The organism is Gordonia sp. (in: high G+C Gram-positive bacteria) (genome assembly GCF_047606305.1).
GTDB lineage: Bacteria > Actinomycetota > Actinomycetes > Mycobacteriales > Mycobacteriaceae > Gordonia.
The window spans coordinates 1-20,988 of sequence record NZ_JASGER010000030.1 but is presented as its reverse complement, the minus strand read 5'-3'; the positions used below and the strand labels follow the sequence as shown (position 1 = coordinate 20,988).

Sequence of the window (20,988 nt, the reverse complement as noted above, 5' to 3'; positions counted from 1 at the left end):
GGTGCCGCCGCGGCGGCGCGCGCGGCCGTGCGGGGGCGTTCGGAGGTCGCGTCGGCGACAATGCTGCTGCTCGACCACGGGCCCGAGCTCGCCGTCGCCGGTCGTCGCGACGAGGTGCTCGCCGAGGTGTCGCGGGCCCAGCGGGACGTCGCCGATGCCACCGATCGAGGAGCACGCCTGCAGGCCCTCGCGTCAGCGATCACCCCATTGTCCATGGGGCTGACGGTCGTGGCGGCGAGCCTGATCGGCGTCTCGCTCGCCGCGGGCGGCGGTGACCCGACCCCGATGCGCTTGGGCGTGCTGATGCTGCTCGGCCTGTCCGCCTTCGAGACGATCGCGCCCCTCGCCGCGGCTGGTGTCACCTGGCAGCACAGCCGCGCGGCCGCCGAGCGGGTGATCGACCTGGTGGGCGACCCGGAGCAGTGGTCGCGCGAATCCGCGGCGGCGGCCGACGTGCCGCGTCATCGCGGGCCGGTGCGGCTGACGGTCGACGGGTTGTCGTGGGGGTGGCCCGACGGCGCGGATCTGGGTGGTCCGGTCACCCGCGACCTGGCTCCGGGCGGACGCCTGGCGATCGTCGGGCGCAGCGGTGCGGGCAAGTCGACGCTGCTGTTGACGCTCGCCGGACTCCTGCCGCCGACGTCGGGTTCGGTGACCGCGGCGACTCCCGACGGCGAGCCCGTCGACCTGGCTGCGGCGACCGTGTACTGCGCCGAGGATGCGCACCTGTTCGCCGTCTCGGTGCGGGAGAACCTGCTCGTCGCACGCGGCGACGCCACCGAGCAGGAGATGGCGGAGGCCCTGGGGAAGGTCGGGCTCCGGCAGTGGCTGGGTGGCCTCCCGGACGGACTGGACACCGTGCTGGTCGGCGGTGCGGCGGCGGTGTCGGGGGGTCAGCGACGACGGTTGCTGCTCGCGCGGGCTCTACTCAACACCTCGCCGGTCGTGCTGTTGGACGAGCCCACCGAACACCTCGATGCCGCCGACTCCGACGATCTGCTGCGCGCCGCCCTGGGCGATCTGTTCGGTCCGGAGCGCTCCATCGTCGTCGTGACGCACCACCTGCCGGCCGACCTCGAGCCGGACGTAGTCCTCTAACCGCCGAGTGGGCGGTCGATCTCGCCGAGTGGGCTCCCCAACCTGGCCGAGTGGGCGGTGAATTCTGCCGAGTGGGCGCTATCCGGCGTAGCGGTCGAGCTTGGCCGACAGCCGCGGTGCGAGCTCACCGTCGACGAGGCGCTCTTCGACGTAGGCGAAGGCACCGTCCTCGGCGATGCCGTAGAGGCGCTTGGCGCCGTGCAGCTTGGGCGCGGTGGCCGTGCTGACGAGGGCGTCGGTCGCGATCTCCCACGCGGTCTGCGACAGGGGCTTGCCGTAGAAGAGCTCGATCGAACCCTCGGCGTGGGCGAGGACGACCTCGATCGAGTCGTCCTCGCTGATCCGCCAGAATCCGGACTCGCGGAACAGGGGGGCGACGAAGTCGCCGCGGTTGTCGACGGTCCACGACCGGGCCTGCCAATTGAGGCGGTTCTGACCGTCGTGGCTCACGATGATCTGCTCGGCGTACTGGAGATCGACGCCGTCGTCGCCGAGCCCGTGTCCGACGCCTTCGCCGCGCCACACGCCCACCATGGGGAGCAGACCCAGCAGTCCGTCGTGCAGGTTGGCGCCCTCACGCAGGTTGGCGGTGTCCGCGGGCAGCGGAAGGTCGCCCCAGACGGGCAGGTTGCGTGCCCCGGTGGTCTCGGCGATCGCCGCGGCTTGCTCGATCGCCTCGTTGCCCGAGCGGCTCACGACTCGTCGTTGACCAGGCGGTAGATCGCGTAGAGCGCGAACCACGTGATGAGGATCGAGCACAGGACCAGCAGTGCGGTGAAGAAGTGTTCCACGGGTCCGATTCTAACCTTTGCCCCTGGCGCCCGGGGCAGCGGTGTTGCTAGCGTCGCACCGTGCCAGCGATGTCGGGAATCGAAGCCGTGTTCTGCCGCAGCTACCCGTGGCGCATCTTCGCCGAGAGGGCGGTGTTGCCGTGGTCGGTCGCGGGGACCGAGCCCGCCGGCCGGGTACTCGAGGTGGGTACCGGGTCGGGCGCCACGGCGACCGCGCTGTTGCGCCGCTATCCCGACATCACCCTGGTCGCCGGTGACTACGACCCGGCGATGGTCGCGGCCGCCGCCGATCGCTTGGCGTCCGCGGGTGACCGTGCGTCGGCGGTCCGCGTCGACGCCACCGCAATCGACTTCCCCGACGGTGCGTTCGACACGGTGCTGAGCTTCCTGATGTTGCACCACGTCCTGGACTGGGAGCGGGCGCTCGGCGAAATGGTGCGCGTCCTCAAACCGGGCGGTCGCCTCATCGGCTACGACCTCTTGTCGACGCGCACGACGAGGCTCATCCACGACGTCGACCGGTCGCCGTATCGGCTGATTGCCCCGGGCGAGTTCGAGCGCGAACTCGCACGGCTGCCGGTCCGCCCGGACATCCTCGACGAGGGCCGACTGCTGGTCCGATTCGCACTGACCAAGAGCTCCTGAGCTACTGCAGCGCGGCGAGTCTGCTGCGCATGCGGGCCGCGCCGGTCGGTGGCCGGCCCGTGGTCGCGAACCGGGACCGCGGCACCGCGCACTCGACGGTCAGTGGCCGGTCGCGCTCGTAGAGCACGTCGACCAGGTGCACGAACCGCTGCGCCGCCTCCCGGTCGGCGTCGACGAGGTCGGGGACGTCGCTGATCGTCCACCGCGAGTACCGGTCGGCGAGCGCGAGGTAGTCGGTGGCGCCGAGTGGGCGACCGCAGATCTCGTCGAAGGTGACGCCGAGGTGGTCGATCGAGCAGTCCCAAGCGGTGAGCGAGCGACTGCCGATCCGCACCGGGACCCGGCCGGGTCGCGCCGTCTGTGGGGCGGTCCACCTTCCGGCGGCGAAGCCGACGGCGTGCGGCGAGTGCGTGCGGTAGTCGACCCCGGCGTCGAGGTCGACCACGGCGCACGTGCGCTTGAGCAGATCGATCGTCGGCGTGAAGGCGTCGTGGAAGAGCGGGTTCGGCATCAGGTCGTCGGGATGGTCGTTGGAGGTGACGACGAGTCGGACACCCCGGTCGACGACGCGCTCGATCAGGTCGTGCAGGAAGATTCCGTCGGCCGGATCGTCGACGTGCAGCTCGTCGAAGGCGAGGACCGCCGCCGTGCCGAGGAAGACGTCGATGGCGGGTGCCAGTCCGCCCGCGTCGCGGATGTTCAGGTGGAGGTCGCGGATGAACTCGTGCCAGTGGGCGCGGACGGCCGACCCGGCCGGCAGACAGGTGACATAGGCGTCGAGCAGTGCGGTCTTGCCGCGGCCGGCGGGGCCGGTGAGGTAGACGCTACGGGCTTCGCCGAGGTGTGCGCAGGCGGCGCGCTGCGGTCGGTCCAGGACGATGCCGCCGGCTTGTGCCGTGGCGATGAGCGCGCCCGGGGCGACGGTCGGGATCTTCCTCCGGGCGCGCCTCACGCGATAGACTCTATCATTATAGAGTTTCCGGTAGTGTCGACGGTATGCCTCGCACCGACCGTCGGCCGCTCATCGCCGACGCCGCACTGGCGCTGGCCGCATCGGGCGGCAACCACGCGTTGACCCACCAGGGGATCGATCGCGCCCTGGAGCTGCCGAAGGGCTCGACGTCGTACTACTTCCGGACACGCGAGGCGCTCGTCGCGGCGGCGGTCGGGCGAGTCGTCGAGCGATCGAGGGAGGCTCTCGCGCGCACCATCGACGTGGGCGGGACACCGGGGGAGGTCATGGTGGGTTACGTCGCCGAGCTGGTCGCCGACCGGCGCTCCGACGTTCTGGCGCGGCAGGCACTGTTACTCGACCCCACGCTGTCGGTCGCGGCTCGAGCGAGCCTTCTGGGCTGCCTGTTCTCCGAGCCATCGGCGCGTGCGCTGCTGGCCGACCGTGGTTCGACCGCCCCCGTCGCCGATGCCCGGCGGCTGCTCACGATCCTCGAAGGGGTCGTCGTCACCGCCGTGCACGGCGAAACAGATGTGCGCGATGACGCAACAGCGTTGCTCTCGGCGGTCTTCCCCGAGTTGTTCGAGAGCTGACCGACCTCAGAACTCGCCGTGCCGACCGCCGCCGTCGCGGAACCGCTTCGCCCCGTCGACGGTCTCGCCGCTCGCGATGACGCTCATGCCGCCGCGGAACTCGGCGCGCAGCGCCTCGTCGAGGGGCAGGTCCCATTGCCCGTAGGTGCTGGCGCGATCGGCCAGCATGCAGGTTTGCGGGAACGCGACGATCTGCCGCGCCAGGTCGAGAGCGGCTGTCAGCGCCGATCCGGGTTCGACGACCCGGTTGGCCAGCCCGATGCGCAGCGCCTCGTCGGCGTCGACGGGACGCCCGGTGAGGATGAGGTCCAGAGCGCGACCCTGCCCGACGATCCGCGGCAGCCGGACCGTGCCGCCGTCGATGAGCGGCACCCCGAAGCGACGGCAGAACACGCCGACGATCGCGTCGGATGCCAGCACGCGAAGGTCGGCGAGCAGGGCGAGTTCGAGTCCACCCGCCACCGCATGTCCCTCGATGGCGGCGATGAGCGGCTTCGACAGTCGCATGCGGCTCGGACCCATCGGGGCGTCGCCGTCCTCGGCCAGGCGGTTGGCGCGGGCGCCGCCCTCGGCTACGGCAGCGAGGTCGGCTCCGGCGCAGAAGGTCCCGTCGGCACCGGCCAGCACGGCGACGAGGGCGCCGTCGTCGGCCTCGAAGGCGCGCAGGGCATCGGCCAGGGCCGTGGCGGTCGGACCGTCGACGGCGTTGCGCACCTCGGGCCGGTTGATCGTGATCGTCGTGATCGGCCCGTCTCGCTCCACGATGACGCTCATGGTCGGAGGGTAGCGGCCGGTGCGCCCACTCGGCGCAAATGACCGCCCACTCGGCGGGATTGACCGCCCACTCGGCGGGATTGACCGCCCACTCGGCGGACGGCGGTAGGGTCGGAAGGCGTCGGCAACCCGACACCGGACGAGGGGCACCGTACCCGGCCAGCGACAAGACGGTGCTTGCGAGGTGTGTCGTGGCGTGGCTGGTGTTGGCAGTGTCTGGTGTGTTGGAAGCGGTCTGGGCGACCGCCCTCGGACGGTCGGAGGGGTTCACCCGCGCGGGCCCGACCGTGCTCTTCGCGACGGCTTTGATCGCCTCGATGGCAGGACTCGCCTATGCGATGCGCACGTTGCCGACGGGAACGAGCTACGCGGTCTGGGTGGGCATCGGCGCTGTTCTCACCGTCGCCTTCGGCATGGTGTCGGGTGAGGAACCCGCCTCCGTCGGCCGCATCCTGCTGATCCTCGGGATCGTCGGGTGCGTCGTCGGACTCAATATCCTCGGCTGAGGGCACGATCGGCGGAATTCTGGGCACGGTCGGCGGAATTCTGCGCACGGTCGGCGGAAACGAAGGGCCGCCCCCGCACCGGAGTTCCGGTACGGGGGCGGCCCGACATCGCGTCTTACTTGGCGACCGTGATGGTCTCCGTGTGGACGCCCGGTCCCTCCGGGGTGACGATCACGTCGCCGTTGCCGACAGAGCTGAGCGCGCGGAGCGTCCAGGTGCCGGGGGCGGCGAAGAACCGGAAGTCGCCGGTACCACTGGTCACGACCTCGGCGGTGAACTCACCGGTCGAGTCGAGCAGCCGGACGAAGGCGCCGGGCACCGGGGCGCCGTTGGCGTCGGTGACCTGCCCGGTCAGGACGGTCTCCTTCTCCACGTCGACGCCGGCGGGCAACTGCTGTCCCTGCTTGGGGGCTGCACACATGACTACTTGCCCTCTCCCAGCTCGACCGGCACGCCGACCAGCGATCCGTACTCGGTCCAGCTGCCGTCGTAGTTCTTCACGTTCTCGTGGCCCAGGAGCTCCTGCAGCACGAACCAGGTGTGGCTCGAGCGCTCACCGATGCGGCAGTAGGCGATGGTCTCCTTCTGGCCGTCCAGACCGGCGTCCTTGTACAGCTCGGCCAGCTCGTCGTCGCTCTTGAAGGTGCCGTCCTCGTTGGCGGCCTTGCTCCACGGCACGTTGATGGCGCCGGGGATGTGGCCGGGGCGCTGGCTCTGCTCCTGCGGGAGGTGGGCCGGCGCGAGGATCTTGCCGCTGAACTCGTCGGGGCTGCGCACGTCGACGAGGTTCTTGGTCCCGATGGCCTCGACGACCTCGTCGCGGAAGGCGCGGATCGTGTTGTCCGGGTTCTGCGCGACGTAGTTCGTGGCCGGACGGCTCACGGCGTCGGTGCTCAGCGGGCGACCGTCGAGCTCCCACTTCTTGCGGCCGCCGTCCAGCAGCTTCACGTCCTGGTGGCCGTACAGCTTGAAGTACCAGTAGGCATAGGCCGCGAACCAGTTGTTGTTGCCGCCGTAGAGGACGACGGTGTCGTCGTTGGCGATACCGCGCTCGGACAGGAGCTTGCCGAACTGCTCCTGGTTGACGAAGTCGCGACGGACCGGGTCCTGCAGGTCGTCCTTCCAGTCGAGCTTGACGGCACCCGGGATGTGCCCGGTGTCGTAAGCGCTGGTGTCCTCGTCGACCTCGACGAACACGACCTTGTCGGTGTTCAGGTTCTGCTCAGCCCAATCGGCGCTGACCAGGACGTCGTTGCGTGCCATGGTGGTTCCCTTTCACATGGTTGGAAAAAACTATCGGGGGGTGGGGTGTGGAACCGGGGGTTCCGCGGGGGTGATGACGGCCGTGCGCAACAGCCCGATCAGAACGGGCATGTGGGGAACACGAGAAGCCTTGAGAAGAATCCGCTGCCGCCATCGTCAGGTGGAGGCGCGTCGGCGACCACCGTCTAGCGACAGCAACAGGCCGCGAAACGACAGAAGTCGATCGCGTAGCGGCGAGTGAGCATGAGCTCTCGGCCTGTTTGCATGTCACCGACCATACAACAGCGCGCGGGAATCGTCAGAACCGGTCCGGTGTGGCCGTCAGCACAGCGGTCTTTCCGCTGATCAGGACGTCGCTGCCGGCGCTGTTGGCGACCGTCGGCACGACGCCCCACGGCAGTCGCGGGTACGGCACGCGCCCGCTGAAGCGCTGCAACACGGCTTGCCGGTACTGCGCTGCCACCTCGCCGCGGGCGTGTTCCTCGGGTCCGCGGTAGAAGTCGGTGGCGGTGATCTGCAGCTGCCCGTCGACGACGGACAGGTCGACGACGACGCTGACCCGGGCCTTGTCGCCGGCGAAGTCGCGGGCCGACGGCGGGTGGGTGCCGTCGGTGCGCGGGCTGGGCCGCGTCGGCGGCAACGACACCGTGCCGGTGAGCAGCACCCCCGACGTCCGCTCGAGCAGCCCGTCCCCCGGACCGCCGCCGCCGGCCCGGTCGGCGGGAGCGGGGGTGTTGACCGACAGGTCCGTGATGTCGAGCATCCGGCCCAGGTTCACCGAGTCCAACTTGGCGTAGGCGTCCACCCCGCGCAAGGTAATCGGGGAGGTGCCGTGCCACCGATTCGCCGCGCCGGCCTCCACCGACGAGGCGCGCACCCCCAACTCCGCCCGGCAGGCGGTCGTGCCACAGGTCTGCGGGACGCCGCGCAGGTCGGGTGGGCCGTCGGCCCGCACCCCGCGCGCGGTGACGGTCAGCCCGGGGAATCGGCCGTCGCGCGCATGGGTCCAATAGGGGAATCCGCCGAGCGTCACCTCGGGTTCGAACATCACCCGCGGTGCGGCCGTCAACGCCTGCGACAACGCGTGCTCGCTGCGCCCGGCGCGAATCGTGTCGACTGTGACCAAACCCGCAATCAGGGCTGTGACCAGCACAATCGTCGCCAGGAGGGCGCGCCGCGCCCGGCCCGGGGAGTCATCGATGTGAACTGCGGGTGTCATCAGCGTTATTCTTACACCTGATCCCGCTGCCGCCGTCGTCAGTGGGCGTCTCCCGACGACGCCCCGACCATGTCGCCGCCGACTTCTCTTGAGAACGCGACCAGACGCAGAAGCGGAGCTGTGATGGAACTCTTGCTCCTGACCTCCCACCCCGATCCCGGCTCGGCCCTGCCCTCCCTGTCGTTGCTGGCCCATTCCGTGCGCCATGCGCCCGCGGACGTCTCGGCCCTGCTCAACACCGAATCCGCCGACGCGGTCCTGGTCGACGCGCGTGCCGACCTCGCCGCCGCCCGCAACCTGTGCCGCTTGCTGGCCAGCACCGCGACCGTCCCCGTCGTGGCCATCCTCACCGAGGGCGGGCTCATCGCCGTCAACGCCGAGTGGAACCTCGACGACTTCCTGCTCGCCGACATCGGACCCGCCGAACTCGACGCCCGCCTGCGGATGCTCACCGCCCGACGCGTGAGCCAGCGGCCCGAGGAGGGCAGCACGAAACTGACACTCGGCGCGGTCACGATCGACGAGGAGACCTACACGGCCCGGCTGCGCGGCAAGCCGATGGACCTGACGTACAAGGAGTTCGAGCTCCTCAAGTACCTCGTCGCCCACGTCGGTCGCGTCTTCACCCGCGCCCAGCTCCTGCACGAGGTGTGGGGATACGACTACTTCGGCGGCACGCGCACCGTCGACGTCCACATCCGACGGCTGCGCGCCAAGCTCGGTTCCGAGCACGAGGCGCTGATCGGCACCGTCCGCAACGTCGGCTACAAGGCCGTCCGACCCGCGCGCGGCAAGACCGACGACGCCGATGGGGCCGACGACGGCGAGGACGCCGATGCGATACTCGACGAGGAGGCCGCGGCAACCTAGCCCGGTTCAAACGGGAGGTGGGCACGTGAGCGGTTCGACTCCCGAGATCATGCGGCAGGCGACCCTGTCCGGCGACGAGCAGCACGCCGTGCGCACCATCCTGGATGCCGCACTCGACGCCGACGGCGTGGAAGCGCTGGGGGAGGCCCCGGTGGCGGCGCTCGACTCCGCCAGTCCAGATGTCGAGCACCTGGTCGTCCGCGACGACGACGAGCCGGTCGGCTATGCCTCGGTGCTGCCCGGCCGCGAGGGGGAACCGGCCATGGCCGAGGTGGTCGTCGCACCGGCCGCCCGGCGAGGCGGCATCGGCACCGAATTGGTCCGGCGCGCGCTCGACCTCGCCGGCGACGACGGTCGGGTCTGGGCCCACGGCGACCTCCCGGCCGCGCGGGCGATCGCCGCGCACGTGGGCCTGCAGGCCCGCCGGGAGCTCCTCCAGCTGCGCCGCAGCGTCGGCGCCGACGACCCGCTGCCCCCGCTTCCCGACCGGCCCGACATCGTCCTGCGCACCTATGCGGGCCCCGGTGACGACGCCGAGATCCTGCGGGTCAACAACGCGGCCTTTGATTGGCACCCGGAGCAGGGCGGCTGGACCAGCGCCCAGATCGACGAGCGCACCGGCGCCGACTGGTTCGACCCGGCCGGATTGTTCCTCGCCTTCGACGCCGACGATCCGCGGCACCTGCTCGGCTTCCACTGGACAAAGGTCCACGGCCCGGACCTGGGCGAGGTGTACGTCGTGGGCGTCGACCCGGCGGCGCAGGGTCGCGGCCTCGGCAAGCAGGTGACCCTCGCGGGCCTGCACCACCTGGCGCAGCGGGTCCCGACCGTCAACCTGTACGTCGAGGGGGACAACACCGCGGCGCGCCGCACCTACGAGAACCTGGGGTTCACCCGGTTCCGCGCGGACGTCGCCTACGGGTTACGGTCTGGTTCGTGCTCAGTGTCGGTTTGTGCGGACTGAATGCGCAGATTGTCTACGAGCACTTCACCCGTTGGCTCCCAAAACCCCGATTAGCTGACCACTTCGTATCCGCGTCGTTTCACACCGCTGCTGCGGCTGCCAGCTCGTCGAGTGATGCAAGTTCGATCTGGGTCGTGCTAGGGCTGATCTCATCGGTAGTGAAACGGAAGCGACGAATGATCTGGCTGGTCGCCACGTCTGTCACGATCGGCTCCGGGTCGACTGTGTAGACCGTGTACTCCAGCGGATTGACAGACAGGCCGGCCGCCCGCTCGTCGTGGTCTAGCGAGTAGGCGCTCCGGGCTTGTGTGGCGTCGGTCAGTAGATTCTTGGCCGCGGCGTCCAGCGAGCAGCTGGCGATCGTGGCCAGAGCGGCCTCGGTCGACACACGCTGTTCGTTTGCTCCCTCACGGAACCGCACCGCGTCCAGGTAGCCGATTCGGACTATTGCGGCTACGTGATGGAATGCGATCCTCCGGTCTCGCACAAAGCCGAGGTTTCGGACTCCGTCGTAGTGCCCGAGGTGCGCGCTGGACCGCGCCGGGCAGACATATTGCGATCGATCCTTGAGATCCACCAGTGCCAGGTCATCCGCAGCCGGTACCAGCGCCGAGAAGCCGAGCGCGTTCAGCGCAGGGTCCGACGAAGCGTCCCAGGCATGCTCCAGGGCGCGGGACCGGATTATCCGGGCTGTCGGCACCGTGATAGTCCCCCTCTCGATATGGAAGCCCAACGTCTGAGCGGTCAGGTCCATCGAGTTTGCAAGGGTGCTTCCGGGATACAGGTCGATCATAACGCCCTCTCCTGCTAATGAGATAAGAAACTTATGATTCATTAGTATCGTGAGACAATATGTTCATGTCAAGTCTGCCTTGAGGGGCGAGGTACTTCACAACGCCGTCCGCAAGTCGTCGCCTAGCTGCACTTCAGCCGGAAGTCTTCATAGCTCGCGCAGTCGCGTAAGACCCGTCGGGTGCGCACCGACACCGTCCAGGTCGCCCTCGGCGTCAGTCGGGCTACGGTCTACTGCGCCGTCGAGCGGACCGGGGCGCCCGAGTGACGGACAGCGATAGCGACGAGATCAACGAGTTCACCTCTGACCAGCCGGCGAATCCTCGTGGCTTCCGGACGCCTGCCAACATGGCCGGGAAGCGGCTGATGGCTCAAACGAGGCGCTCGCGCCTAGTACCGGTGTTGGCGCCCGCTCGCGTCGCCGGACCCCGCTGCCTCGCCTCCCGTCTCCTGAACCTGCGGCGGTTCCGCTCATATCGAGCAAAGTCCCCAGGACGCGACGCCTACATCAGCCTAGAATCTCGCGCGCCACACGGTTTGTTCCTGGAACGGGGTTGAGTGCGCTGATAGTCGCAGGCAGATTGATCCGAAACGTCACCGACGGGAGTTCGACGTGGTGGTGGTCGACGACGTCGTCGCGGCGGAGCACCTCGATCTGGGGATCGCTCATGTCGTATCCGCGTACGAAGGCGGCCGAGAAAGTTGTGGTGAATGGGGCGTCGCCTGCCATCATGGTGTGGTCGTAGCCGAAGCCGGACTCCGATCCGTACGTGGCCACATTCGCCAGGAATTGCGCGACATCGCCGGCCTCTCCCATGCGGTCCACGATTCGTTGGACGAGCATGGGGATGCTGAAACTGCTCGTGGACGGCTCGGACTGCTGGAGCCCGACGCTGACCAGAAGTAGACGTTGCTCGGCGCCGCCGCCCTCGGGACCGGCCGGCTCGATCTGGTGGACTCCCTCGATCTCGTGCGTCGACGTGGTCCTGCTGGTGGTCTTGACCTCTACCCCGGTGTCGCCCCACACGAAGTCGCGCGCCGAACGGCGCCATCCGTCCCATGAGTCGACGACCTGATTGACGAGGTTGTCCTCGACCTCCCTGCACATCGCGTCGAGGACTAGGAGTTCACCGATGAGGCCGAGCATCGCGGACTCCGAAAGCAGGAGCCGCTTGATCGCCAGTTCGATGATTGGCTCTGTTTCGATGAAGGCGCGCTCGAGGTCATCGTCGGCACCGTTGCGCAGCAGTTCAGTGGAGACGAAGGCGCACACCTGGTCGAAGTGCCCGAATGCTGGCAGCAGTAGTCGGCTGGCGGCCAGGGGCGGCCCGTCGGCGCGGTACCACTCTTGGCGCTCGAGTGCCGCTCTCACCGTGGTGGTGCGTGGACGGAGCTGGTCGCCGGACAGGAAGATCTCCAAGCGGCCGGCTTGGTCCCGCGCGACGCCGATCACCTCGCCATGGGTGAGCCAGGTGATGTCGCGAGCGTCTCCTTCTGTAGTACGCGGCACGCTCGACACGATGCTGAGGATGTCTTCGTAGCTGGTCATGTGTACGCCTTTCTCAAATGAGCGTGGCGCGCGTCGCAGCGAACTGCTCTGGGCCGCCGGCCGGGATGGACACGCCGACGGCCACGACGGGATGTGGCTGGTTCGGTCGCTGGTTGACGTAGAACAGGATCTGGCCAGGGGCGCCGACGGGACGCCAGGCGGAGTCACCCGCGCCGGGCGGCAGCGGTTCGCCGCGATGGTAGTAGTCGAAGTACTCATCGCCCCGGTACTGGTTCGGACCGGCATTGGGGTTGTTGGACCCCCAGGTCGTGGTCACTCTCCCGGACTCGCTGCCCTTCTGCGTGGCCTTGATCGGGAAATCCAATCCAGCCAGGGGGTCGGTGCTGATGTCGGGTCCCTGCCCGAAGCGGATGCCGACCCAGAACTGCGGCTGCTGCGCGACCGTTTGCTGGAGGTCGAGCATTGACCACAGGTCGCCAGGTTGCCCGGTGACGAACAGTCCGCGCACAGGCCGTGTGAGGCATGCCTCCCACAGTCGCAGATAGGCCGCGATTCCGTAGGGGCAGGCGCTGCGCGGAGCATCACCGGCGCCGACTGTCGGCGGTCGGTACAGGCCCTCGGCGGCCCCCAGCGGCTGCAGCGACGCGACCCGGGACTCGAGCTGGCTCCAGAGGGCTGCCTGCTGCGAGGCGTCGCCAGGGGCGTACGACGCGTACCGGAGTCCGTCCAAGAGGTCGGCCGCCTCGCCCAGCGACAAAGGCTCGTCCAGGATGCGGCCTCGCAGAACGCCGTCGACGCTGAGGTCGTGGGACGGGCCGGAAGCGAAGACCTCGGCGACCAGGTTGGCGTTCGGATCGGGCGCATCGCTGCTGTTGATGATGTCGATGAAGGGCTTGGCGCCCGGCAGCAGAGGTACTCGACCGATGTTGGCGATCTTGCCGGTCGCGGCGAAATCGCGGCCCTGCAGGACCACCGGCTCGGGAGCGTCCCCGTCCGCCATCGATTCAATGATTGCCGTGCGAATGGCCTCGTCCACGTCGTGGTAGGCGCAGAACAGGTCCAGTTGGGCTTGATCGGCGAAGACCCGGCAGAGTTCGATGTAGGAGCCGCGGTAGCCGAACCAGCGCTGCATCTGCATCTGGGTGTCGGCCACCGGATTGTTCGATGTCCGCCGGAACAGCGCGGTGGTCATTCCCTCGAGAGTGATGCCCCTGGCCATCACATTGCCGGAGACGAAGATCGTGCTGAGATCGCGGGCTGGTGCCCACAGTCCGGTGGAGGAGTCCTGCACGGGATCGTAGACAGGTCGGTCGTCGGCCGCCGGATCACTGTTGATCACGGCTACCCGCGTGCCCGGGATCACTTCTTCGGACAGCAGGCGCTTGGCTTCGTCCCAGTCCGGAATCGGACTGGAGCCGAGCAGGTTGAACTCGTTCTCGATCGCGGCAGCCGAACTCCGGTAGCGGTCCAGCCACACCTTCCAGCCGGCGGAGTCGCTGTCCAGAGTCGCGATGAGCGCCTCGGGCAGGTATGCGGCGCCCGACTCCAGCATCGCCCGGGCCTCGGCGTCGGTGCCGACGCCAGCCCACCGCAGCACCTGAACCGCCGCTGCGAAGTGCTCCTGGATGTTGGCCGACGGGTGGAACAGCATCGAGTGGGGCTCGCTGACGGCCTCGATCGCGCGGTCGTGGGAATCGAAGCGGGCGCCGGCAGCTGATGCCGGTCCTAGCTTCTCCGAGCGGTGGAGCCGGATCGCGCCGGCCACCAGGAAGGCCCGAATCGCGTCTGCGAGGTCCTGATTGGTATTGGGCGTCGTCGGAATGCACAGGCCCGCCCTATCGCCGCGACGGTAGAAGACCTCGCCGCCCGTGTAATAGGCCTCGATTCCCTTCGGTTCGGGGTACGTAGAGGACCTGGGCGCGTCGGGGTCGGCGGGGTCGACCATGTGGCCGATGTCGAGCGGGGTGCGCAGCGAGACGAGGAAGTCGCGCGGCGCGAGCGGGTTGTGGTCCTCCTGCAGGAGGTTCGCTTGCGGAGTCGCCGTGTACCCGATGTAGGTGGTGTACAGATTGGCGGGTGTCGGCTCAGCGGGGTCCCAGAGGTTGGCGATTGCCCGCGGGACCTGCTTGAGGTGGTCATAGGCGGGGTTGCGACCGGACTCGACGACAGCGTCGAGAATCGACCCGTCATCGGCCTCGTCGTCCAGGACGAGCATGTGCACCGGCCGATCCATCGCGGCAACGGCACTGTACAGCCCTTCGCGAAGAGTGCGGCCTAGCGCCTGGAGGTGGTCGGTCTGCTTCATCGCCACGACGATGATGGGGTGGTTGCTCCTGAGCTTGCGCCGGATCTCGGCCGGAGTGATGCGGTAGACGTCGGCCAGCCTGGGGTTGTTCTCCGACAGCGCTACCCTCTCGGCCGGGCACAGCAGACGTCTTGACCGCTTCTTGGCAGTGTCGGGACCGCCGTCGAGCTGGCTGATGAGCCGCCCATACGTTTGGCGCCACAATGACACCCGGGTTCCGCCCAGCACCACGACCACATCGACCTTCCGGTCGATCGCCATCGCGCTCACCCCCAGCATGGAGGCGGTCTTGCCGGACTGTACCGAGCCCATCACCACGCCGGTCCGCACGCGGCTTGCTGGCCAGTTCTCTGGATCGGGGCTGCCGTCGCCGAATACCCCCCGATCGACGATGTAGCGGCAGTCGACCTCGAGCGCGGCCTTCGCTGTCGGGGTGAGGTTCGTTAGTTCGTAGCAGTAACGACTCCACCAGGACTCCCCCGGCTGCGCCGCAGGTGGCGGGTTCATGTAGACGCGCTCAGTGCGCAACGGCTCGGTCATAAGCCGGGCTCAGTCGCTCGGTGGCAGGACCATCAACTGCAGTGACGCGAGTCCTGACGAACCGTACTCGTTCCGGACGGCTTGCGAGGCCTGCGTCGGATCGATCTCCATCAACTGCAGGATGCCGGTGACGATCCTCCGTATGTAATCCCATTGAGTCTTGGTCTGGGTCTTCTCGATGCGCTCCCACTCTGTTGCACTCGCCTCGTAGATCGCATCGGCGTGCGCTTCCAGCCGTTCCTCGATGTCATCGGGCGACGCGATCAGCGCCAAGGCGAGCCCGACAAACGAACCGATGAGCTGGAGTTCCTGCCACTTGGCGCCGGCGTCTCCGTCCTTGAACGAATCGGCCCACAGCTCGCTATGGCCGGAGTGGAGTTCAGCGGCCGCTGCGACCCATGAAAACAGCTTCGCCAAGGTGTCGTGGTTCGTGAGCGGGTGATTCGGGTCTTCGGTGATCTCGTCGAGGAGTTGGTCGATGTGCTTCGCCGTGGTCGTGAGAGGTTTTCCAGAGGTGTCGCGGAGCAGTACCGCGATGATCCAGAAGAGCACCTTCGTGCGCCTGTACCGTGAGTCGCCGAATCCATATCCGTGCAGGGTGTCGCCCAACTCGTCGAGCCCGGGCACATCCGCGAGGAAGGGTGCGATCTCCGAGACGCTGACTCTCGGGTCAGCATCGCCAGCGGCGAAGAGGATCGCAGGGGTTATGGCCAGTTCGTGGTAGACCGCGTTGCGGATCTCCTCGGCGTTGAGCTGGACGCCTTGCTTGTTGTATAGCTTGAACACTTCGTGAATCTGGCGGGGCTCCGCCTTGAAGTATTCGATCACCGGGATCTCGTAGTCGGACATCCCCGAGAAGAGTTGCTCGATCTCGACCTCGTCGTCCGCGACTGAGACCTCCACGTTCTTGATCTGGCAGTAGAACTTGCCCTGCAATGGCTCGAGGTCGTACCGAAGCGCGCTCTCCTTGCCCCTGCGCAGTGCGAATGGGAAGTAGTACTCGTTCTCGAGGGCGCTGGTGAGCTTGTTGCCCTCAAGCGTCTTCCACGCCCGACGGAAGGCCGGGTAGTCGTTGTAGAAAAGATGCCTGAGATTCGCGTCCGGGTGCCGGGCCTCTGCTTCGGCCAGCTTTTGCTTGGCGATGGGGTGTTTGCCGATAAAGCGCAGGATGGTGGTCAGGCGCTGCTTGCCGTCCACTACCTCACGCGAACTGCCCTTCTTGAGGAGGATGATCGACGGCAACGGGACGCCGCGCAGGATCGACTCGATCAGGGCCGACCTGTCCGGGCCGCTCCAAACGTCACCACGTTGGTATGAGGGCGACAGGTTCAACCCGCCGTCCACCAGCTTGTAGATGTGCCACGTGCCGGCCTTCGCCTTGACCGGATCAGGACTGATCGGCACGTCGTCGTCGTTCTCGTCCCACGCCTCGGACCAGCGGGTGGTCGCTGCGGTCTTGGTCGCCCCCTCGGCGTCGAGGTCGTCGAGGAACTGCACCTGGAGCTTGCAGGCCGTGTCCACGCGATTGGCCAGGGCGTTCAGCCCGTCCTCGGAGAGCGAGAGCCCATGCCCGGAGGAATCGATGCCCTCCTCATTGCTCAGTCCGAGTTCCTTCACCAGCGCAGCCACGAAGTCTTCGTGGCTCGATTCGGGCAGGTCGGCGTCGAACCTCAACCACCCCTGCACCGATGCCAACCGCGAGGTCCACGCCCCTGTGGCGAAGTCGACTTCGGTTGCTGTGAACGAACCTGGGGCCAGCGTCACCCCCTTCGGAACATCGGTGGCGTCCGAGAGGACCGCGAGCCCTTCGGCGACGCTGTCGCGAAGCGCAGACAGGGCGCTGCCGTCATCCGCGTCCGCAGCGCCCGTGTTCTCGCCATCGTCGTTCACGCGATTGCCCCCATCGGTTCCGTCACGGTGAACTGGTTGCTGCTGACGGGGGACTCCGGCCTCGCCTGCCCATCCAAACCGTCAAGAAGTGGTGTAGCGATGGCCTTCACGACCTTTGCATTCACGGCGTTGCCGAGCGCCTTGTACGCCTGGAGCTCGCTCTCGGGCAGAGCGATCTTGTCCAGGCTCTGCAGCTTCGCGCATTCCTGCGGGGTCATGTAGCGGCGGCGTCCGGCGAGGTTGGCTCCCAGGATCGGAACCTGGGTCTGGGTGAAGGCGATCAGGCTGGGAGCCGTCGTCGGCCGCTTGACGCGGATGCCGGACGCGCGCACCTGGAGGACGAAGTCGTCGATGTCCCGCCGCTCTCCTTGAGCGTTCCATTCCATCTTCTGGAAGCTCGACGGGAGCTCCCAGGGGCACCAGTCCTTCATCCACGGGTCGATCCACTCCGCGTTCTCGCGGTGGAACTCCCGGTTCTGCCTGATGAAAGTCCGCTTCCAGCGGGGGAACTCGAAGTTATCCAAACGACGCGAGTGACTTGGGATCAGTTCGTACTGCTCGTCGATGGACAGGCCGTCGAGTTCAGCGCCGAAGTTTCCATGGACGTGCAGGCCGCTGAGCCCGAACTTGCGTCGACGATCCCAGGCCGCCGGCGGGGTGTCATCCTCGTAGGGGTATGTCGCGCCGAACTCCATCGCCCAGATGGGGAACGAGGGCATCTTCACCGAGTCGGGCGACCGCTTCAGGAAGTCTCCCCACATGTCGATGGCCTGGAGTGTCTGGTCCGGGATCTCCCGAGTCGGGTTGACGTCGTCGCGCAGGACCCTGGTGATGCTGGTCGGGTCCTTGTGCTTCTCAGGCCACTCGAAGTCGTCGAGCCCGTCGAGTGATCCGACGAAGTACGCCCGGTCGCGCACCTGCGGAATGCCGAACTCGTGCGGGGAGAAGTGCGCCACCCTCACTGCGTAATCGAGTTCCTCCAGCATCTCGATGATGGCTTCCCGCGTCCTGCCGCCATCATGGTGGAGGATGTTCGGCACGTTCTCCAAGATGAATCGGCGGGGCCGTTTGACCTTCAGGATCTGGTGCACCTTGAAGAAGAGGTTTCCCTGAGTGGTGTCCTTGAACCCGAGTTGGTCACCGGCCTTGGAGAACGGCTGGCAAGGGAAGCCCGCAGTCAGGACCTGATGGTCAGGCACTTTCTCATCGATCTCGTCATCGGTCTTGAGTTCGTTGATGTCGGACCAGGCTTCGATGCCGAAGTTCGTCTTGTAGAGGGCGTTGAGCGTCGGTTCCCACTCCGCCGCGAACACGCCCTTCCCACCGAGTTCATCCAGAGCGACGTGGAACCCACCGAGCCCGCTGAAGAGATCGATGAAGCAGAAGGCCCGACTGCTATCCAACGACTTCCCGCCTTCCCGCTCCGCGCTGTGGCTGTACCGCCTAGTACCGGCTATCTGCGTTGATCTTGCCATCAGGTCCAGACATTGCCGGGAAGCGGCTGGTATGTCGCGTCTGGCGAAGCTTAGGGGTCAGACATCGTAGCCGAACCTCAGACGCCGCCGCCCCGCAAGCCGCTCGTTGAGCCGTCCGTCTCCAACTACTGTCGCCCCTACGTCGTCTCGATCAGCTGTTGCGGGGTCATGCCGGTGGTCTGGAAGACGACCCGGCGCCCGATCAGCACCGCGTGGTCGGCAAAGCGCTCGTAGTAGCGGCCGAGCAGGGTGACGTCCACCGCCGCGGCGACGCCGTGCTTCCACTCGCGGTCCATCAACACCGAGAACAGGTGGCGGTGGAGGTCGTCCATCGCGTCGTCGTCCTCTTCGAGGCGCAGTGCGTCCTGCGGATCCTGCGACTCGAGGACCTCGCGCGCGCTGTGCGCCAGCTTCACCGCGAGGCGGCCCATCTCGGCGAAGTAGCCGTCGACCTCTTCGGGCAGCGTCTTGTTGGGATGGCGGCGTCGGGCGACCTTCGCGACGTGCAGTGCCAGCGCTCCCATGCGGTCCACGTCGGCGACGATCTGGAAACCGGTCACCGTGGCGCGCAGATCGCCGGGCTGGGGGGCCTGCTGGGCCAACAGGGCGAAGGCCTGCTTCTCGGCCTTGGCCGACATCTCGGTCATCCGGTCGTGGTCGGTGATGACCTGTTCGGCCACCGGCAGGTCCGCCTGCAGGAGGGCGCGGGTCGCCCGGTCCATGGCGGTACCGGCGAGATCGCACATTTCGCCCAGGATTCCGTTGAGCGCCGCCACCTGCTCGTGGTACGCACTCGTCTTCGCGGACCGCTTACGCATGGGAACAGCCTACTGTGACCGGCGCCGATGGCGGCGTCGGCTCGCTATTCGCACGTCGCGTCGCCGGCGTTGGTCACCGCGAGGTCGGCGGGCAGGCTGGCGTCGACCTTGCGCGGCGGCAGCTGGTCGACGGTGATCCGGGTGCCCGGCTTGGCCTGCGACTTCAGCTTCGTCGACATCTTGAAGTCGGCGCCGAGGATCAGTTCGACACCGGATTTCACGGTCTTATCCAGCTGGATCTTCGCACCCGGGAACAGTCGGGCCACGGTGCCGGCGGCGTCGCGCTGGCCGGGGCCGTACCGCACCACGGTCTTGTCGACGTGCTGGCTGGCGTCGGCGACGCCGCGCACCTCGAAGCCCTTCGGCGTCAGCTGCTCGCTGGCGTGACTGGCCAACCCGGGCGTCGACGTGCCGTTGAGGATGCGGATGCCGACGTTCGACGGGGTCATCGCGAGCACGCCCACCGTCGGCGGGGTCGACGGCTCGTCGGGCGCGTCACCCGGCTTGCCCGCCTGCTTCGTCGGCTTCGGCTTGGGCTTCTCACCGGGCAGCGGCTGGTCGGTGATGATGGCGTCGAACAGCGCGTGGGTGTCCTCGTCGCGCATCAGCTCGTTGTTCTGCCCGTCGGTGCTGGTGCCCGAGGTCGGGATGGTGACGAAGGTGACGCGGCCGGCGTCGATGCCGCGCATCGAATCGGCCAGGTCCAGCAGCGACTTCGTGTCGACGTTGTCGACGTAGCTGTTGCGCGTGAACGTGCGCGCCACGCGGTTCAGCTTCGCCGGGTTCGAGAGCACGTTGCCCGACAGGGTCGAGCGCAGCAGCGACGACATGAACAGCTGTTGGCGCTTGATGCGGCCGTAGTCGCCGTTGCCCTCGGTGGAGATCATGCGGGCGCGCACGTACTTGAGCGCCTTGCGGCCGTTGAGCCGTTGGCGGCCGGCCTTGGGGAGCACGGTGCCGATCTCGTAGTCGTAGAGCGGCGTCGTCGAGCAGACGTACACGCCGCCGACGGTGTCCACGATCTTGCGGAAGGCGACGAAGTCCATGCCGATGAAGTGGTTGATGTTCAAGCCGCTGATCTTGGTGATGGTCTTCACCAGGCCGGCCGGTCCGCAGGAGGCGTAGACCGAGTTCAGCTTGACGTTGTCCTCGGCGTACACCGTCATGCCGGAGTACTGGCCGGTGTTGTCGTTGAACCCCTCGCAGTCGGGGCGGTGGACGGCCAGGTCGCGGGGGAAGGAGACCGCGACGACGCGACTGCGGTTCGCCGGGATGTTGACCAGGATGATCGTGTCCGACCGGGCGCCCTCGGTCTCGGTGGCGTCGCCCGCGCCGAACTTGGCGTTCTTGCCGGCGCGCGTGTCGGTACCGACGATGAGGTAGTTCTCGTCGCCGTACTGCTGCTTGATCTCCTTGATGTTCTTGTCTTTGGCGTCGATGGCGTTGACGTTGCGCCAGGAGCCGTTGACCGAACCGTTGACGGCCCACGCGACACCGGTGCCCACCAGGGCCATGACACAGGCGGCGGCGGTGACGACGCGACCGGCGACGCGGGCGTCGCGGGTCATCATCTCCTTGCGCGACAGGTCCCCGCGCTTGCGCTTGGTGGCCAGCTCGACCGGGTCCGGGGTGCGCTGCAGCGCCTGGTGGCGCGATTCGGTGCGGACGCGGCGGTGGGTGGCGGTGGCGCCGAGGTCGACCGGGGCGTCGGCCGTCCGGCGTCGCACCATCGGGATCCGCTGGGTGACGTCCTCGGAGATCGGGCCGCCGTCGTCCTCGACGCGGCGGTAGACCGGCTGGCTCTGGTCGAGCCACTGCGTTGGCCGCGGCTGCTGCTGCGGGGGACGCGAGGTCGCGTCCATCTGGTCCATGAGCTCGCGCACGGTGAGGCGCGAGCGACCGCGCACGTAGCGGTCGCGTGCCGCGGGCTCGCGCAGCACGTTCGGGTTGGCGCCCGGCGGGACCGGGCCGCCGCGGCGGGGC

General features: G+C 67.8%; 19 protein-coding genes and 1 riboswitch. Of the genes, 6 read left to right on the top strand and 13 right to left on the bottom strand.

What is annotated here, in order from left to right; genetic code table 11:
* A partial coding sequence (locus QM634_RS04885; protein WP_415041652.1) for an ATP-binding cassette domain-containing protein occupies positions 1–1,098 on the top strand: 1,098 nt, incomplete at its 5' end.
* Positions 1,099–1,176: 78 nt separating this feature from the next.
* On the opposite strand, the gene QM634_RS04880 is transcribed toward QM634_RS04885, so the two are convergent.
* Positions 1,177–1,794 (bottom strand): FABP family protein, encoded by a 618-nt coding sequence (locus QM634_RS04880; RefSeq protein ID WP_415041651.1) that lies wholly within the window; start codon positions 1,792–1,794, stop codon positions 1,177–1,179.
* 164 nt (positions 1,795–1,958) lie between these two features.
* On the opposite strand from QM634_RS04880, the gene QM634_RS04875 reads away from it, so the two are divergent.
* On the top strand, positions 1,959–2,534 hold the full coding sequence (locus tag QM634_RS04875) for a class I SAM-dependent methyltransferase (protein WP_415041650.1): 576 nt from the start codon (positions 1,959–1,961) through the stop codon (positions 2,532–2,534).
* Between the two features lies 1 nt (position 2,535).
* Here the strand turns inward: QM634_RS04875 and zapE are convergent, their stop codons facing one another.
* Positions 2,536–3,486 (bottom strand): cell division protein ZapE, encoded by a 951-nt coding sequence (gene zapE, locus QM634_RS04870; RefSeq protein ID WP_415041649.1) that lies wholly within the window; start codon positions 3,484–3,486, stop codon positions 2,536–2,538.
* A gap of 44 nt (positions 3,487–3,530) precedes the next feature.
* Here zapE and QM634_RS04865 point away from each other — a divergent pair, with 44 nt between their 5' ends.
* On the top strand, positions 3,531–4,079 hold the full coding sequence (locus QM634_RS04865) for a TetR/AcrR family transcriptional regulator (RefSeq protein WP_415041648.1): 549 nt from the start codon (positions 3,531–3,533) through the stop codon (positions 4,077–4,079).
* A 6-nt stretch (positions 4,080–4,085) separates the two neighbouring features.
* Here QM634_RS04865 and QM634_RS04860 read toward each other — a convergent pair whose 3' ends face one another.
* Entirely contained in the window at positions 4,086–4,853 is a 768-nt protein-coding gene (locus tag QM634_RS04860) for a crotonase/enoyl-CoA hydratase family protein (protein WP_415041647.1), read from the bottom strand.
* A gap of 115 nt (positions 4,854–4,968) precedes the next feature.
* Positions 4,969–5,033: riboswitch (guanidine-III (ykkC-III) riboswitch) on the top strand.
* Between the two features lie 11 nt (positions 5,034–5,044).
* Between QM634_RS04860 and QM634_RS04855 the strand changes: the two genes are divergently transcribed.
* Entirely contained in the window at positions 5,045–5,359 is a 315-nt protein-coding gene (locus QM634_RS04855; RefSeq protein ID WP_415041646.1) for a DMT family transporter, read from the top strand.
* Between the two features lie 115 nt (positions 5,360–5,474).
* Here the strand turns inward: QM634_RS04855 and QM634_RS04850 are convergent, their stop codons facing one another.
* The 3 genes from QM634_RS04850 to QM634_RS04840 form a co-directional block, all read right to left on the bottom strand.
* Positions 5,475–5,780 (bottom strand): DUF1416 domain-containing protein, encoded by a 306-nt coding sequence (locus tag QM634_RS04850; RefSeq protein WP_415041645.1) that lies wholly within the window; start codon positions 5,778–5,780, stop codon positions 5,475–5,477.
* A gap of 2 nt (positions 5,781–5,782) precedes the next feature.
* Positions 5,783–6,622 (bottom strand): sulfurtransferase, encoded by an 840-nt coding sequence (locus QM634_RS04845; protein ID WP_415041644.1) that lies wholly within the window; start codon positions 6,620–6,622, stop codon positions 5,783–5,785.
* Positions 6,623–6,920: 298 nt separating this feature from the next.
* Positions 6,921–7,841, bottom strand: coding sequence for a DUF2993 domain-containing protein (locus QM634_RS04840; protein ID WP_415041643.1), 921 nt, complete (start codon positions 7,839–7,841; stop codon positions 6,921–6,923).
* Positions 7,842–7,964: 123 nt separating this feature from the next.
* Here QM634_RS04840 and QM634_RS04835 point away from each other — a divergent pair, with 123 nt between their 5' ends.
* Together QM634_RS04835 and mshD are read left to right on the top strand one after the other, a co-directional pair.
* Complete coding sequence (locus QM634_RS04835; protein ID WP_415041642.1) at positions 7,965–8,711, top strand: winged helix-turn-helix domain-containing protein; 747 nt, start codon at positions 7,965–7,967, stop codon at positions 8,709–8,711.
* Positions 8,712–8,760: 49 nt separating this feature from the next.
* On the top strand, positions 8,761–9,675 hold the full coding sequence (gene mshD, locus QM634_RS04830) for a mycothiol synthase (protein ID WP_415041653.1): 915 nt from the start codon (positions 8,761–8,763) through the stop codon (positions 9,673–9,675).
* Between the two features lie 79 nt (positions 9,676–9,754).
* Here mshD and QM634_RS04825 read toward each other — a convergent pair whose 3' ends face one another.
* From QM634_RS04825 to QM634_RS04795, 7 genes are all read right to left on the bottom strand, one after another.
* Complete coding sequence (locus QM634_RS04825) at positions 9,755–10,468, bottom strand: hypothetical protein (RefSeq protein ID WP_415041641.1); 714 nt, start codon at positions 10,466–10,468, stop codon at positions 9,755–9,757.
* Positions 10,469–10,975: 507 nt separating this feature from the next.
* Complete coding sequence (locus QM634_RS04820) at positions 10,976–12,016, bottom strand: PD-(D/E)XK motif protein (protein ID WP_415041640.1); 1,041 nt, start codon at positions 12,014–12,016, stop codon at positions 10,976–10,978.
* Between the two features lie 13 nt (positions 12,017–12,029).
* The gene (locus QM634_RS04815) at positions 12,030–14,822 is read right to left on the bottom strand and encodes a Z1 domain-containing protein (RefSeq protein ID WP_415041639.1); all 2,793 of its coding nucleotides are present in this window, start codon (positions 14,820–14,822) and stop codon (positions 12,030–12,032) included.
* 9 nt (positions 14,823–14,831) lie between these two features.
* Complete coding sequence (locus tag QM634_RS04810; RefSeq protein ID WP_415041638.1) at positions 14,832–16,712, bottom strand: DUF262 domain-containing protein; 1,881 nt, start codon at positions 16,710–16,712, stop codon at positions 14,832–14,834.
* Positions 16,709–18,115, bottom strand: coding sequence for a DNA (cytosine-5-)-methyltransferase (gene dcm / locus QM634_RS04805; RefSeq protein WP_415041637.1), 1,407 nt, complete (start codon positions 18,113–18,115; stop codon positions 16,709–16,711). The genes QM634_RS04810 and dcm overlap by 4 nt, the downstream gene beginning before the upstream one ends.
* Before the next feature lie 209 nt (positions 18,116–18,324).
* Complete coding sequence (phoU, locus tag QM634_RS04800; RefSeq protein WP_415041636.1) at positions 18,325–19,005, bottom strand: phosphate signaling complex protein PhoU; 681 nt, start codon at positions 19,003–19,005, stop codon at positions 18,325–18,327.
* Positions 19,006–19,049: 44 nt separating this feature from the next.
* A partial coding sequence (locus QM634_RS04795) for an LCP family protein (RefSeq protein ID WP_415041635.1) occupies positions 19,050–20,988 on the bottom strand: 1,939 nt, incomplete at its 5' end.

Coding starts and splice junctions, on each gene's coding strand:
- QM634_RS04875 (WP_415041650.1), top strand. CDS start 1,959: ATGTCGGGAATCGAAGCCGTGTTCTGCCGCAGCTACCCGTGGCGCATC.
- mshD (WP_415041653.1), top strand. CDS start 8,761: ATGCGGCAGGCGACCCTGTCCGGCGACGAGCAGCACGCCGTGCGCACC.
- QM634_RS04845 (WP_415041644.1), bottom strand. CDS start 6,622: ATGGCACGCAACGACGTCCTGGTCAGCGCCGATTGGGCTGAGCAGAAC.
- QM634_RS04825 (WP_415041641.1), bottom strand. CDS start 10,468: ATGATCGACCTGTATCCCGGAAGCACCCTTGCAAACTCGATGGACCTG.
- QM634_RS04820 (WP_415041640.1), bottom strand. CDS start 12,016: ATGACCAGCTACGAAGACATCCTCAGCATCGTGTCGAGCGTGCCGCGT.
- QM634_RS04865 (WP_415041648.1), top strand. CDS start 3,531: ATGCCTCGCACCGACCGTCGGCCGCTCATCGCCGACGCCGCACTGGCG.
- QM634_RS04840 (WP_415041643.1), bottom strand. CDS start 7,841: ATGACACCCGCAGTTCACATCGATGACTCCCCGGGCCGGGCGCGGCGC.
- QM634_RS04860 (WP_415041647.1), bottom strand. CDS start 4,853: ATGAGCGTCATCGTGGAGCGAGACGGGCCGATCACGACGATCACGATC.
- phoU (WP_415041636.1), bottom strand. CDS start 19,005: ATGCGTAAGCGGTCCGCGAAGACGAGTGCGTACCACGAGCAGGTGGCG.
- QM634_RS04835 (WP_415041642.1), top strand. CDS start 7,965: ATGGAACTCTTGCTCCTGACCTCCCACCCCGATCCCGGCTCGGCCCTG.
- QM634_RS04815 (WP_415041639.1), bottom strand. CDS start 14,822: ATGACCGAGCCGTTGCGCACTGAGCGCGTCTACATGAACCCGCCACCT.
- QM634_RS04850 (WP_415041645.1), bottom strand. CDS start 5,780: ATGTGTGCAGCCCCCAAGCAGGGACAGCAGTTGCCCGCCGGCGTCGAC.